Consider the following 11,398-nt stretch of genomic DNA (forward strand, 5'->3'; position numbering starts at 1 on the left):
CATGGACTTTCTCTCTCTGCTGCGCACCATCGGCGCGTTGGGCGTGGTGCTCGGCATGCTCGTCGGTGCGCTCTGGGTGGTGCGCCGCTACGACCTGAAGCTGCCGCAGAAGTGGCTGAACGGCCAGCTTTTCGCAGGCCTCGGCGCGGACCACAGCGAACGGCGCCTCGAACTGATCGAGCGCCTTGCCATCGATCCGCGCCGCTCGGTCGTCCTCATCCGCCGCGACTACCGCGAGATCAGCCTGCTGATCTCGCCCGAAGGCGTCGTCATGCTCGATTCCGCGCCGTGCATCGGTCCGGTCACTCCGAAAGCTCCTGCTGATGCATAAGCGTTATGCCGTCGCCGCCGCACTTTGCGGGGCGGCAATTCTTGCCGTATTGCCCGAAGCCGCCCTCGCCCAGAAAGCCGCCGCCGCTGCGGCGGGTGCAGGTCCGCTCGGCGAAGGCGCTATGTCGGGCCGGGTGATCCAGCTCGTCCTGCTGATGACGGTGCTGAGCCTCGCACCCGGCATCCTGATGACGATCACTTCGTTCACCCGCATCATCGTCGCGCTGTCGCTGCTGCGCTCGGGCCTCGGCGTGCAGGGCGTGCCGCCGAACCCGGTGGTCATCAGCCTGGCGCTGTTCCTTTCCTTCTTCGTCATGGCGCCGACCTTCGACGCGGCCTGGAAGGACGGCATGGTTCCCTACAACCAGGGCCGCATCAACGAGACCCAGGCGCTGGAACGCGCGAGCAAGCCGTTCCACACCTTCATGCTCAAGCAGGTCCGCGAGGACGACGTGAAGCTCTTCGTCCAGCTCTCCGGCAAAGTCCCCGCCTCGCGCGCGGAACTGCCGATGACGACGCTGATGCCCGCCTTCATGATCTCCGAACTGCGCCGCGCCTTCGAAATCGGCTTCCTGCTGCTGCTGCCATTCCTGGTGATCGACCTTGCCGTAGCCGCCGTGCTGATGGCCATGGGCATGATGATGCTGCCGCCCGCAACGATCTCGCTGCCGATGAAGATCATCTTCTTCGTGCTGGTGGACGGCTGGGCGCTGATCGCCGGATCGCTGGTGAAGAGTTTCGGTGGGCCGGGGTAAAAACCGGCAAGGTCCGTTGCTTTCATCGGTCAGAAAAAAGGCGCGGCGGGTTCAAACAACCCGCCGCGCCTTTTTTTTCCGTTCACGCACCGTAACGCAGCGATCGGTCGATCAGCCAGGGACCAAAGTCCGCAAACGCCAGCGGCTCCAGGAACGAGAGGCCATAGGCCCCCTCACCCACCCAGCGCACGGCGGCCTCGCGCTCGCCCAGTCCGGGGATCGTGAGCCGGACGATGCTGTCGCGGATCAGCGGTACTTCTGCGACGAGCCGCGCGCCGCCTTGCGAAAGGTCGAGCAGACGAACCTCGTGGCGCTGATGGGCGGCGAGCAAGTCGCCGCGGCAATCGACGTCGAAGCGCGGCCCGCGGGCGACCCCCTCGGGACCGATACGGTTGGCGACATGGCCGAGCAGGTCGGCGACATGGACCGGTGCATCGAACTCCACACCGATCCGCCCATTCAGCGACCAGCGGACATGGCCGCGCAGCACGCCGCCGGCTTTCAGCGTCACGGCGACGGGATCGTTCACCGCGAAGGCGCCGTGGACTTCTGCCATGAGGCCATCGTCGGAAATATTGCGGATGCGGCAGATCGTCTCACCGAACCGGCTGGCGAGCTTGCCGATCAGCAGGATCGTGGTGACGCGCGGCCCGCGCGGAATGCGCGGCAACGGCGCTTCACCATGCGACAGGGCAGACGATGACACAGGCATCGCGGCCTCCTCCTTGCGGTTATTGTTCAGACCGGCCCCGAACTCAGACCGGCGATGCCTGGGTGACGACCACCCGGCGCACGAGGTCCTTGCCGTAGACTTCCACGGCGGCGTCCATCACCACCCGGCGGAAGGCGTCGATGCCGGGGATCATGCCGTCCGGCCCGCTGGCCAGCGGCGTGCGATAGGTCCGCATGTTGACGGCGTTGAGCAGCAGCGGAAGCTGGCCCGTCACGTCCGCGGCCTTGCCCTTGGCCACTTCGACCTGGCACTCGAACGAGACATAGCCCGCAAGCCGCCCGTCCGGGAAGGTCAACGGCGCGAGCATGGTGCCGGTCGGCACGAATTCTGTCTCGACCCTGATGGGGCCGAGGTCCGGCATGACCTGCGGCAGGTACTGACGAGCCGCATAGGCACCGCCGATGCCGACACCCGTGCCGGCGATCAGCGCGACCAGGCCGATCACGATGCGCTTTATCACGATAGTCTCCAGTCTTTGCCCATCGCGTCAGAACTTGAAGCTGGCATCGCGCGGCAGCGCGGAAGGCTCGGCCTTGACGACGATGGTGATACGGCGGTTCTCGGGGCGGTCCGGGCGGTCGGGATAGACCGGCTCGGTTCCCGCCTTGGCCACCACTTCGGAAAAGCGGTCGGCAGGCAGACCCGAGGCGACCATCGCCGCGCGGGCCGAAAGCGCCCGCTGCGCCGAGAGGTTCCAGTTGGCCTCGCTCTGGCCGCCGCTCGAATCGGTATGGCCCTCGATCGCGACTTGCGCCCCAGTGCCGGAGAGCTTGCGGGCGATCCGGCCCAGCATGGCGCGCGCATAGTCGTTGAGTTCGGCGGTCGGCCCCTTGAACATCGAGCGATGGTTGCTGTCCATCAGGTGGATGCGAAAACCGTCGCGGTCAGGTTCGACATCGATATTGCGCTTGCCCTGGCTCGGATCGACCGGCGGGTCGAGCGAGAGCTGCATTTCCTGCGCCATCACCCGCAGCGCCGCTTCCGGCACATCGGCAGTGCCGCCGCGCGCCGCGCCCTTGGTTCCCGCTTCGGCCGAAGGCTCACCCACGGCAACGGTATCGGCAGACTGGTTGCGGCGGCTATGCCCGCCAAGACCCGGCTGCGAACCGGGCTTGGTGGTCAGCGTGGTGGCCGGGGAAGACCTGTCGGCATTGGGCGAGAAGTACTCCGCCAGTCCCTTGAGCTGATCCTTGTCCGGATTGGCCAGGAGCCAGAGCAGCATGAAGAAGGCCATCATCGCGGTCACGAAGTCGGCATAGGCCACCTTCCACGCGCCGCCGTGATGGCCGCCATGCGCATGCTTCTTGACCTTGCGGATGACGATCGTGGGATGTTCGTCGTTACCCCGTGCCACGGCTCAATCCTCAGTCCAGCGCGGCGCGAAGCCGGTCCTGCATCACGGTCAGGCGCACCTGGCCGACCGCGTCTCCGGGGCTTTGCCCACCAGCCACGCGGTCGAGCAGCGCGGCGCTCTCATCCACATGCTGGGCGATCAGGTCGAAAGCCTGAAGCTGGTCGATATAGTCGAGGACGAAGCGCTCGTCGGTGACGAGCACCCCGGCCAGCTGTTCCAGCAAGGCGCGGGCCACGCGCATCTCCTGCGCCAGGGCCTGCCAGAGCGGAGCCGCTGCACCTTCCGGGGTTCCTTCTGTTTCGGTAGTCATGGATTCCCCCTGAATTTTCGTATCTGTTTCCGCCTGCCGGGCCATGGTCAGAATAGCTCCAGTTCGCCGGTCGGCTGCGCCACCGGTACGGGCCTCGGACGGACGACGGGCGGCAGCGGCTGGTCTTTCACCAGCGTCGCGCGCACCCGGCCCTCGTAGGGCATGAATTCCACCTTGCGCGCCTGCGTCCCGCCAAGGTCGCTATGGTCGAGCGCAATGCCTTCGGTCTGCATGAACTTGCGCGCGAACTGCCCGTTCTTGGTGCCGATTCCGCCCAGCCCGGCGACGATGTTGGCACCGCCGTAGAGATGTCCGCGCAGCCGCAAACGCTGCGCGCCGCGCTGCATCAGGGCGTTGATCAGCAGTTCCATCGCGTGGACGCCGTAGCGCTGCATGTCCGCCGGGTTCACCGGCGCGTCGGCGCCCGGCTCTCCCAGCAGGAAATGGTTCATGCCGCCCACCCGCGCGACGGGGTCCTGCAGGCAGGCCGCGACGCACGAGCCCAGCAGCGTCGAGATGACGACGCCGGGCTGGTGGACCACATGGTATTCACCCTGAACGATGGCGACGCGGCGCATGTTCTCAGACCAGCTCCCCGAAGACGCGCTCGATCTTTTCCTTGAGCGCGGCGGGGGCGAAAGGCTTCACGACATAGTTGTTCACGCCGAGCGCAGCGGCCTTCTGGACGATTTCCTTATCGGCCGAGCCGGTGAGCATGATGAACACGGTCTTGCCGATCACCGGGTCCTGACGCACCGCTTCCAGGAACTGGAGGCCGTCCATGTCGGGCATGTTGTAGTCGGAGATGATGAGGTGAACGCGGTCGGACTTGATCGCGGCAAGCGCCTCGACCGGGCCTGCCTTGTCGCGAATGTCCTTGAAACCCAGATCCTGTAGGGCGCGACGGATCATCGCGCGCATGGACGTCTGATCGTCGACCACCATTACTTTTATTGCAGACGCTGCCGGCATGAACCGCTCCATTTACCGCCGACACGCGCCGAGGATGGCCTCGGGCATGGCGGACAAACTGAATTCCTTTTCGACCGCGCCCGCCTCGAAGGCGGCGCGCGGCATTCCGTAGACCACGCAGGTCTCGCGCGACTGGCCGAGCGTGCGGGCTCCGGCATCGCGCATGGCCTTGAGGCCGATCGCGCCGTCCGAACCCATCCCGGTGAGGATGACGCCGACGGCGCGCGAGCCGAGCCGCGCAACCGAGCGGAACAGCACGTCCACCGAAGGACGGTGCCCGCTGACGGTATCGCCCGCCAGCAGCCTGACCTGGCCGCTGGTGCCGCCGAGCAGCTCCATGTGCTGGCCGCCGCCGGGCGCGAGATAGACCGTGCCCCGGCGCAGCGGCATGCCGTTCTGTGCTTCCACCACCTGCACCCGCGCGGCCTTGTCGAGCCGCGTGGCGAAGCTGCCGGTGAAGGCGGCGGGCATGTGCTGCACCACCATGACCGGCGGGCAGTCCGGCGGCAGGGCGCCGATGATCGAGAACAGGGCTTCCACCCCGCCGGTCGAGGCGCCGACCGCGATCACCACATCGCGCAAGGACCCTTGCGCAGCATTGACGGGCGTCGGCGGGCTGGCGGTGCGGCGCACCGAGGAGCGCGCCGCCGCCTTGACGATCTTGCGCAGCAGCGCACCGTCCTGCGCGATCTCCAGCGGATTGCCGGAGGGCTTGGCGATGCAGTCCACGGCGCCGAGGCGCATGGCCTCGATGGTGGCCTCGGTCCCGCGCGCGGTCAGCGTCGAGCACATGACCACCGGCATGGGACGCAGGCGCATGATGCGTTCGAGGAAGGACAGTCCGTCCATCCCCGGCATCTCGATATCGAGCGTGACCACATCGGGATTGAGCGACTTGATCATCTCGCGCGCGGCATGCGGCTCGGGCGCCATGCCGACGACCTCGATGGCGGGGTCGTGGCTCAGCAGCTTGTTCAGCAGCGCGCGCATCGCCGCGCTGTCGTCGACGATCAGGACGCGGGTCTTCTCGGGGGCTACCGTCATGCGGCGCCTCCGTCGTTGCGCGCGTAGATCGTCTGACCGACCGGCTTCATCAGCTGCGCGGCGGGGCCGATCAGGCGCTCGGAATGGCCGATGTAGAGCGTGCCGCCGGGCGCCAGCATCTCGACGAAGCGCGCCTCCAGCTCGGCCTTGGCGGTGTCGTCGAAATAGATCATCACGTTGCGGCAGAAGATCACGTCGTACTTGCGGCGCATCGGCCAGGGCTCGAACAAGTTGAGCACGCGCGCCGCGACCAGTTCGCGTAGCGGATCGACGATGACATGATCGCCGTTCGTCTCGGCCCGCATCCAGCGCCTGCGATAGCTCTCCGGGATCGGCTCGACCGTAGCGGCGGAATAGCGCGCGTCGCGCACCGCCTGGACGACCGGCGGCGAGATGTCGGTGGCGAGCAGGCGCACGTCGCCCTGCTGGAGCCAGGCCGCGCTCGTCGGTCCGTCGCCTGCCAGGCACATGGCGATCGAGTAGACTTCTTCGCCGCTCGAACAGCCTGCCGACCAGATGCGCACCTTTTCGCCCCGGCGCGCGCGGTCCTGCAACTTGGGCAGGACCTCGCGGCGCAAGTGGTCGAAGTGGTGGTTCTCGCGGAAGAAATGCGTGTGGTTGGTGGTCAGGGCGACCACCATGGCATGGCGTTCCTCGGCATCGCGCTGGACCAGCGAAACATAGTCGACGAAGCTGGACAGCCCATGCTCGCGCAACCGGCGGCTCAGGCGCGAGTGGACGAGCGTCATCTTGGCCTCGACCAGATGGATGCGCGCTTCCCGCTGCATGATCGCGGCAATATCGCGGAACTGGGCGGAACGCAGTTCGGCCGCAGCCCCCAGCGCCCCGCTCGCACCTTCAGAAGACGCCAGCACGCTCATTACGCGAAGTCCGGCACCTGGCGGGTCAGGCTCAGCGCGTCGAGGTCGAGCAGCAGGCACATGGCCTCGGCATTGGCCGCGTCATGGGTGCGGCGCTCGATCTTGACGAGACCGGCGATGGCGCCCTGCTCGTTGATCTCGACGTCCGGCGCGGGCTGGATTTCGCTTGCCTGGATCACGACGATATCCTGCACTTCGTCCACCAGGAAACCGGCATGGCGGCCATTGATGGTGACGACCAGGATGCACGAGCGCGAATGCAGCTCGCTCGGCGCCCAGCCGAGACGCTCGGACAGGCCGACGACGGGAACCACCGAACCGCGCAAGTTGGTCACGCCCTTCACGTAAGGCGGCACGCTCGGCAGCGGGGTGGGTTCTTCCCACTCGCGGATTTCGATCAGCGAGCGCATGTCGATGCCGAACAGGCGGCTGCCCAGCGTGAAAGTGACGATCTTGCGTTCGTCGAGTTCGGTTTCTTCGGTGCTCATGCTGCCATTCCTTTCAGCGCATACTTGGACGAGCCGCCGGTCGCGACCAGGGCATCGATGTCGAGGATCAGCGCGATCGAGCCGTCGCCGAGGATGGTGGCGCCGCCGAGGCCGCGGATCGGGTGGAGGTTGTCCTCCAGGCTCTTGATCACGACTTCGCGGCGGTTATCGATCGTATCGACCATCAGGCCGACGTTCCCCGCCGTCTCGCTCTCGACGATGATGACCAGCGAGTCCTCGGGCGCCCGCTGCGAGCGCATGCCGAACAGTTCGCCGACCCGGCGTACCGAGAGGTACTGTCCGCGCAGTTCGATCACTTCGGATGTCGGCGAAGTCTCCTTCACCTGGCCCGGCTCGGGCTGCACGGTCTCGATCACGTTGGCCAGCGGCAGCACGAAGCGCTGTTCGCCGAGGCGCACGATCATGCCGTCGAGGATCGCCAGCGTCAGCGGCAGGGCCATCGTGAAAGTCGTGCCCTCGCCGGGGATCGAATTGATTTCCAGACGGCCGCCCAGCGCCTCGACGTTGGAACGCACCACGTCCATGCCGACGCCGCGTCCCGAAATGTTCGAGATCGTCTCGGCGGTCGAGAAGCCCGGCGCGCAGATCAGCCCGTCGATTTCCTCGTCGGAAATCGCCGCATCGGCGGAAATGATCCCGCGTTCGATGGCCTTGGCGCGCACGCGCTCGCGGTTGATGCCGCGGCCGTCGTCGCGCACGCGGACGATGATGCGCGCGCCCTTCTGCTCGGCGGAGAGATGGATCGTGCCCTCGGCGGGCTTGCCGGCGGCGATGCGTTCCTCGGCGCTTTCGATGCCGTGGTCCACCGCGTTGCGGATCATGTGAGTCAGCGGGTCGCCGATCTTCTCGATCACGCCCTTGTCCACTTCGGTCATCTCGCCGATGGTTTCGAGGATCACCTTCTTGCCGGTCTCGGCCGAAAGGTCGCGCAACATGCGGGGCACGCGCGAGAAGGCCTGCTTGATCGGCTGCGCGCGCAGCGACATCACGTTGTCCTGGATCTGGCGCGTCAGGCGCGACAGTTCGGGCAGTTCGACGCGCTCCTGGTCGGCGGGCGAGAGCCGGTCGGACAGGATCGAGCCACGGATCACCAGTTCGCCCACGAGATTGAGCAGCTGGTCGAGCTTCGAGAGGTCGACGCGGATGGTCTGCGCCACTTCGACGCTGGCCGGACGCGCTTCCGCTTTCGGCTTTTCCGGTGCAGCCACAGCCGCCGCAGCGGGAGCGGCCACGGCGGGAACAGACATGGCGGGCGCCGGTTCGAGCGGCACGAGCGTCAGCAGATCTTCCGGCGCTGCCAGCGGTTCGAACATGCCGAAACCGTCGTCGTCATCGGCAACAGGTGCGGCGGGCACTTCCGGCACGATTGCGACGAGCACTTCCTCGCGCGCGATCTCGATCAGCGAGTCCGGCGCCACGAAGTCGAAGCAGTCGCGAATGTCCTGTTCGCCCACCGTGCCGGGCACGCGCAGGGTCCAGACGAAATAGCTGTCCTCGGGGTCGAGGTCGCGCAAGTTCGGCAGCGAGTCGATGTCGACGCCGGTGACGACTGCGCCCATGTCCTCCAGTTCGCGGATCACCAGCATCGGCTCGCCGCCGTTGCCGAGCGCCCCGCGCGAAGGACCGAAGCGGACGGTCCATCCGGCAGGTTCAGCCGGTTCGACCGGAGCGAAGTCCTCCAGATCGACTGCAACCGGCTCGAAACCGAAGGGATCGAAGTCCTCGACCACGGCAGCGACCGGCGTGAAGCCGAATTCGTCCGCTTCCAGGGCAGGTTCGGGAGCAGGCGCCGGAGCAGCTGCCGCCGCGCCCTTGCTCTCCAGAACCGCATCGAGCTGCGCCAGCATCGCCGCGTCGGCAGGCGGCTCGGTGCCGCCCTGGGCTGCCGCGACATGGTCGGACAGGATGTCGAAGGCGCCGAGCAGGGTCTTTGTCACTTCGGCACTGGCCGGGATGCGACCGCCGCGCACTTCGTCGAGCACGTTCTCGAAGCGGTGCGAGAAGGCCAGCAGCGCGGCGTGACCGAAGGCACCCGAGCCGCCCTTGATCGAGTGGACCGCGCGGAACACCCCGGCGATCGTTTCGGATGAAGCGTCACCTTCGGCCATCGCCGAAAGACCGGCCTCGGCAACGGCCAGACCCTCGGTGCACTCTTCGAAGAAGATGCCCTGGATTTCGTCGAGTTCGTCGCTCACGGGCAGACGCGGCGGACGGCCGCTCCCAGCTTGGCGGCTTCGAAGGGCTTGGTGATCCAGCCGGTGGCACCGGCTTCACGGGCGCGGGTCTTCTTCTCGTCCGAGAATTCGGTCGAGAGCACCAGGATCGGCGTGCCGCGGAATTCGGGCACCGCGCGCACCGCCTCGATCAGTTCGAAGCCGTCCATCTTGGGCATGTTGATGTCGGTGATGAGCAGGTCCGGCTTCACTTCGTGCATGCGCTCGAGGCCGTGCTCGCCGTCATCGGCAGCTTCGACGCGGAAGCCCTGCGCGGCCAGCGAGGCCTTCAGCAGCATCCGCATCGAGGCGGAGTCGTCGACGGTCAGGATGAGTTTGCTCACGACGGGAATTCCTCTTCAGAAAGGCCGACGGCTTCCGCCAGCCCGCAGGCCTGCACGCGCTCGACGAAGGCGGTGCTGGGATTGACGATTTCGTACTCGTGGTCGGCCTCGCGCGCTTCGGTGCGGGCGGCGACGAGCAGTTGCAGCACGGCCTGGCCGACCGTCTCGACCTGGCTGGCATCGATCTGCATCGCTCCGTCGAGGTCGCAGGCGAGGACCATGCGGACCCGCAGGTCCTCGGCGGTCACGGTCGAGCCGTGGACGGGAAGGTGGAGCGACCGATCTTCGGCAAATGCTTCCGGAGCCATGTCTTCGGGCTGCACGGATTCAGGCGGGTTTGGCATTGAGCTGATCCTTCACTTCGTCGAGCGCGGTCTCGAGCTGCGTGAACGAGGGGGCATAGGGAGACGGCGTCATGCGGCGCGCCAGTTCGATGGCCACTTCGGTCGGCTGCCCCTGCGCGTGACCGACGATCGCGGTCTTGACGATGAGGTAGGGCTTGAAATCGGAGTCGATGATCTGCTGCAGCTTCTGCGCGATCGGGCCGACCAGGCAGTAGGCCAGAAGCACGCCCAGGAACGTACCGACCAGAGCGCCGCCGATCATCGCGCCGAGAATCTCGGTGGGCTGGTCGATCGAACTCATGGTCTTGATGACGCCGAGAACGGCGGCGACGATGCCCAGTGCGGGCAGGCCGTCAGCCATCATCTGGAGCGCGTGCTGCGGCGCCATTTCCTCGGCATGATGGCGCTCGATATCGCCTTCCATGGCCTCGGCCAGCTGGTGCGGGTCCTCGAAGTTGACCGTCATCATGCGCAAGTAGTCGCACGTGAACTCGACCAGACCCTGATCTTCCAGCAGACGCGGATAGCGCGTGAAGATCGGGCTTTCCTCGGGCGCGTCGAGATGTTTCTCGATCGAGTTCGCGCCTTCCTTGCGGAACGTGGCAAGCAGGGTGAAGAGCAGCGCCAGCAGGTCGCGAAAATCGACCTCGGTCCAGCGGCCGCCCTTGAAGACGCGCTGAATCCCGCCCCAGGTCTTCTTGACCGTGGTCATCGAGTTGCCGAGGATGAAGGCGCCCACCGCCGCGCCGGCGATCGCCAGCATTTCGTGCGGCAGGGCGTGGGCGATGACCATTATGTTGCCGCCCGACATCAGGAAGCTACCGAAGACGCACAGCAGGATGACGACAAGGCCGATGGCGTTGAGCATGAAGAAGATCCGCGATTGATGGCCGCAAAAGGTTAGCGGGCCGAAGCCCTGCGTTAGTTATAGGATGCTCTGCGCTAGGCCGGTGCCGGACGACGGATTTTCCGTGACGGTCTTCTGCCGATCATCGCAAAGCGCGCGCCCCGCGACCGTTCTGCCTGCTTCCATCCTATATGAGGGAGGCGGACGTCCTTGCTGGAGCCATCATGTCACTCAATGCCTATCAACGCGTGCAACAGATCGCCGCGACTCCCCGCCGGAACGAATACCGGCTGATGAGCCAGATCACCGGCGAAATGATCGCCGCGCGCGATGCCGGCCTGCGCGGTGCGCAGCTGGCACCGGCCCTCCACCGCAACCGCCTGGCCTGGTCCACCTTTTCCTCGATGTGTGCATCGCAAGGCAACCAGTTGCCTGACGACTTGCGCGCCAGGATCATTTCGATCGGCATGTGGGTGGATAAGTACACATCCGAGGTCATTACCGGACATGATACGATCGATGACTTGATCGTCGTAAATCGCGCAATCATCGAAGGACTTGCCAACGAAAACGCCAGTAGCAACTAAGGAAAATCCCTTAAGACTGCGCGTACGATTTTTTACAAAGTATTATCAGACGCTTATCATCAAGCCACAGAAATGCGCCGGTCGCCGCCCGGCGCGTCTATTTACAAACATACGCAAAAGTCTAATGGCCCCGACGCCTTGAAGCTGTGAAGCAAGGCGCAAGAAACGGGTCGGA

16 protein-coding genes are annotated in these 11,398 nt (G+C 65.9%); 3 read left to right on the plus strand and 13 right to left on the minus strand.

The genetic code is table 11. The features are described from left to right. Position 1: 1 nt before the first annotated feature. Positions 2-331, plus strand: a complete 330-nt coding sequence (locus tag ACZ1II_RS20255) for a flagellar biosynthetic protein FliO (RefSeq protein ID WP_465145375.1) — start codon at positions 2-4, stop codon at positions 329-331. Further along, on the plus strand, positions 324-1,085 hold the full coding sequence (fliP, locus tag ACZ1II_RS20260; RefSeq protein WP_465145376.1) for a flagellar type III secretion system pore protein FliP: 762 nt from the start codon (positions 324-326) through the stop codon (positions 1,083-1,085). Before ACZ1II_RS20255 ends, fliP begins: the two co-directional genes overlap by 8 nt. Before the next feature lie 82 nt (positions 1,086-1,167). Here the strand turns inward: fliP and ACZ1II_RS20265 are convergent, their stop codons facing one another. Genes ACZ1II_RS20265 through motA form a run of 13 tightly spaced genes read right to left on the minus strand, consistent with a single transcriptional unit; the run spans position 1,168 to position 10,657 of the window. Next, positions 1,168-1,797 carry a PilZ domain-containing protein gene (locus ACZ1II_RS20265; RefSeq protein ID WP_465145377.1) on the minus strand — a complete coding sequence of 210 codons (630 nt, stop codon included), beginning with the start codon at positions 1,795-1,797 and terminating at the stop codon, positions 1,168-1,170. 43 nt (positions 1,798-1,840) lie between these two features. Beyond that, a complete protein-coding gene (locus ACZ1II_RS20270) occupies positions 1,841-2,278 on the minus strand; it encodes a hypothetical protein (protein ID WP_465145378.1) in 438 nt (145 codons plus the stop codon). 27 nt (positions 2,279-2,305) lie between these two features. Next, entirely contained in the window at positions 2,306-3,172 is an 867-nt protein-coding gene (locus tag ACZ1II_RS20275; protein WP_465145379.1) for a flagellar motor protein MotB, read from the minus strand. A gap of 10 nt (positions 3,173-3,182) precedes the next feature. Next, positions 3,183-3,482, minus strand: a complete 300-nt coding sequence (locus ACZ1II_RS20280; RefSeq protein ID WP_465145380.1) for a hypothetical protein — start codon at positions 3,480-3,482, stop codon at positions 3,183-3,185. Between the two features lie 47 nt (positions 3,483-3,529). Further along, positions 3,530-4,060 (minus strand): chemotaxis protein CheD, encoded by a 531-nt coding sequence (locus tag ACZ1II_RS20285; RefSeq protein WP_465145381.1) that lies wholly within the window; start codon positions 4,058-4,060, stop codon positions 3,530-3,532. 4 nt (positions 4,061-4,064) lie between these two features. Further along, positions 4,065-4,454 carry a response regulator gene (locus tag ACZ1II_RS20290; RefSeq protein ID WP_186830014.1) on the minus strand — a complete coding sequence of 130 codons (390 nt, stop codon included), beginning with the start codon at positions 4,452-4,454 and terminating at the stop codon, positions 4,065-4,067. 12 nt (positions 4,455-4,466) lie between these two features. Continuing rightward, a complete protein-coding gene (locus ACZ1II_RS20295; RefSeq protein WP_465145382.1) occupies positions 4,467-5,498 on the minus strand; it encodes a protein-glutamate methylesterase/protein-glutamine glutaminase in 1,032 nt (343 codons plus the stop codon). Continuing rightward, positions 5,495-6,379 carry a CheR family methyltransferase gene (locus tag ACZ1II_RS20300; protein ID WP_465145383.1) on the minus strand — a complete coding sequence of 295 codons (885 nt, stop codon included), beginning with the start codon at positions 6,377-6,379 and terminating at the stop codon, positions 5,495-5,497. Before ACZ1II_RS20300 ends, ACZ1II_RS20295 begins: the two co-directional genes overlap by 4 nt. Then, on the minus strand, positions 6,379-6,867 hold the full coding sequence (locus tag ACZ1II_RS20305; RefSeq protein WP_465145384.1) for a chemotaxis protein CheW: 489 nt from the start codon (positions 6,865-6,867) through the stop codon (positions 6,379-6,381). The genes ACZ1II_RS20300 and ACZ1II_RS20305 overlap by 1 nt, the downstream gene beginning before the upstream one ends. Next, positions 6,864-9,083 (minus strand): chemotaxis protein CheA, encoded by a 2,220-nt coding sequence (locus ACZ1II_RS20310; RefSeq protein ID WP_465145385.1) that lies wholly within the window; start codon positions 9,081-9,083, stop codon positions 6,864-6,866. The genes ACZ1II_RS20305 and ACZ1II_RS20310 overlap by 4 nt, the downstream gene beginning before the upstream one ends. Continuing rightward, a complete protein-coding gene (locus tag ACZ1II_RS20315) occupies positions 9,080-9,445 on the minus strand; it encodes a response regulator (protein ID WP_147219591.1) in 366 nt (121 codons plus the stop codon). The genes ACZ1II_RS20310 and ACZ1II_RS20315 overlap by 4 nt, the downstream gene beginning before the upstream one ends. After that, on the minus strand, positions 9,442-9,789 hold the full coding sequence (locus tag ACZ1II_RS20320; RefSeq protein WP_465145386.1) for an STAS domain-containing protein: 348 nt from the start codon (positions 9,787-9,789) through the stop codon (positions 9,442-9,444). The genes ACZ1II_RS20315 and ACZ1II_RS20320 overlap by 4 nt, the downstream gene beginning before the upstream one ends. After that, positions 9,773-10,657, minus strand: coding sequence for a flagellar motor stator protein MotA (motA, locus tag ACZ1II_RS20325; protein WP_147219590.1), 885 nt, complete (start codon positions 10,655-10,657; stop codon positions 9,773-9,775). The genes ACZ1II_RS20320 and motA overlap by 17 nt, the downstream gene beginning before the upstream one ends. Positions 10,658-10,860: 203 nt before the next feature. On the opposite strand from motA, the gene flaF reads away from it, so the two are divergent. Beyond that, positions 10,861-11,223, plus strand: a complete 363-nt coding sequence (flaF, locus tag ACZ1II_RS20330; protein ID WP_465145387.1) for a flagellar biosynthesis regulator FlaF — start codon at positions 10,861-10,863, stop codon at positions 11,221-11,223. Positions 11,224-11,398: the final 175 nt, after the last annotated feature.

It is taken from the genome of Novosphingobium sp. BL-S-20, assembly GCF_055521635.1.

Bases quoted from the DNA above. Each gene is read 5' to 3' on its own strand.
- ACZ1II_RS20255 (WP_465145375.1), top strand. From the start codon at position 2: ATGGACTTTCTCTCTCTGCTGCGCACCATCGGCGCGTTGGGCGTGGTG.
- fliP (WP_465145376.1), top strand. From the start codon at position 324: ATGCATAAGCGTTATGCCGTCGCCGCCGCACTTTGCGGGGCGGCAATT.
- ACZ1II_RS20265 (WP_465145377.1), bottom strand. From the start codon at position 1,797: ATGCCTGTGTCATCGTCTGCCCTGTCGCATGGTGAAGCGCCGTTGCCG.
- ACZ1II_RS20280 (WP_465145380.1), bottom strand. From the start codon at position 3,482: ATGACTACCGAAACAGAAGGAACCCCGGAAGGTGCAGCGGCTCCGCTC.
- ACZ1II_RS20285 (WP_465145381.1), bottom strand. From the start codon at position 4,060: ATGCGCCGCGTCGCCATCGTTCAGGGTGAATACCATGTGGTCCACCAG.
- ACZ1II_RS20290 (WP_186830014.1), bottom strand. From the start codon at position 4,454: ATGCCGGCAGCGTCTGCAATAAAAGTAATGGTGGTCGACGATCAGACG.
- ACZ1II_RS20295 (WP_465145382.1), bottom strand. From the start codon at position 5,498: ATGACGGTAGCCCCCGAGAAGACCCGCGTCCTGATCGTCGACGACAGC.
- ACZ1II_RS20300 (WP_465145383.1), bottom strand. From the start codon at position 6,379: ATGAGCGTGCTGGCGTCTTCTGAAGGTGCGAGCGGGGCGCTGGGGGCT.
- ACZ1II_RS20305 (WP_465145384.1), bottom strand. From the start codon at position 6,867: ATGAGCACCGAAGAAACCGAACTCGACGAACGCAAGATCGTCACTTTC.
- ACZ1II_RS20320 (WP_465145386.1), bottom strand. From the start codon at position 9,789: ATGCCAAACCCGCCTGAATCCGTGCAGCCCGAAGACATGGCTCCGGAA.
- motA (WP_147219590.1), bottom strand. From the start codon at position 10,657: ATGCTCAACGCCATCGGCCTTGTCGTCATCCTGCTGTGCGTCTTCGGT.
- flaF (WP_465145387.1), top strand. From the start codon at position 10,861: ATGTCACTCAATGCCTATCAACGCGTGCAACAGATCGCCGCGACTCCC.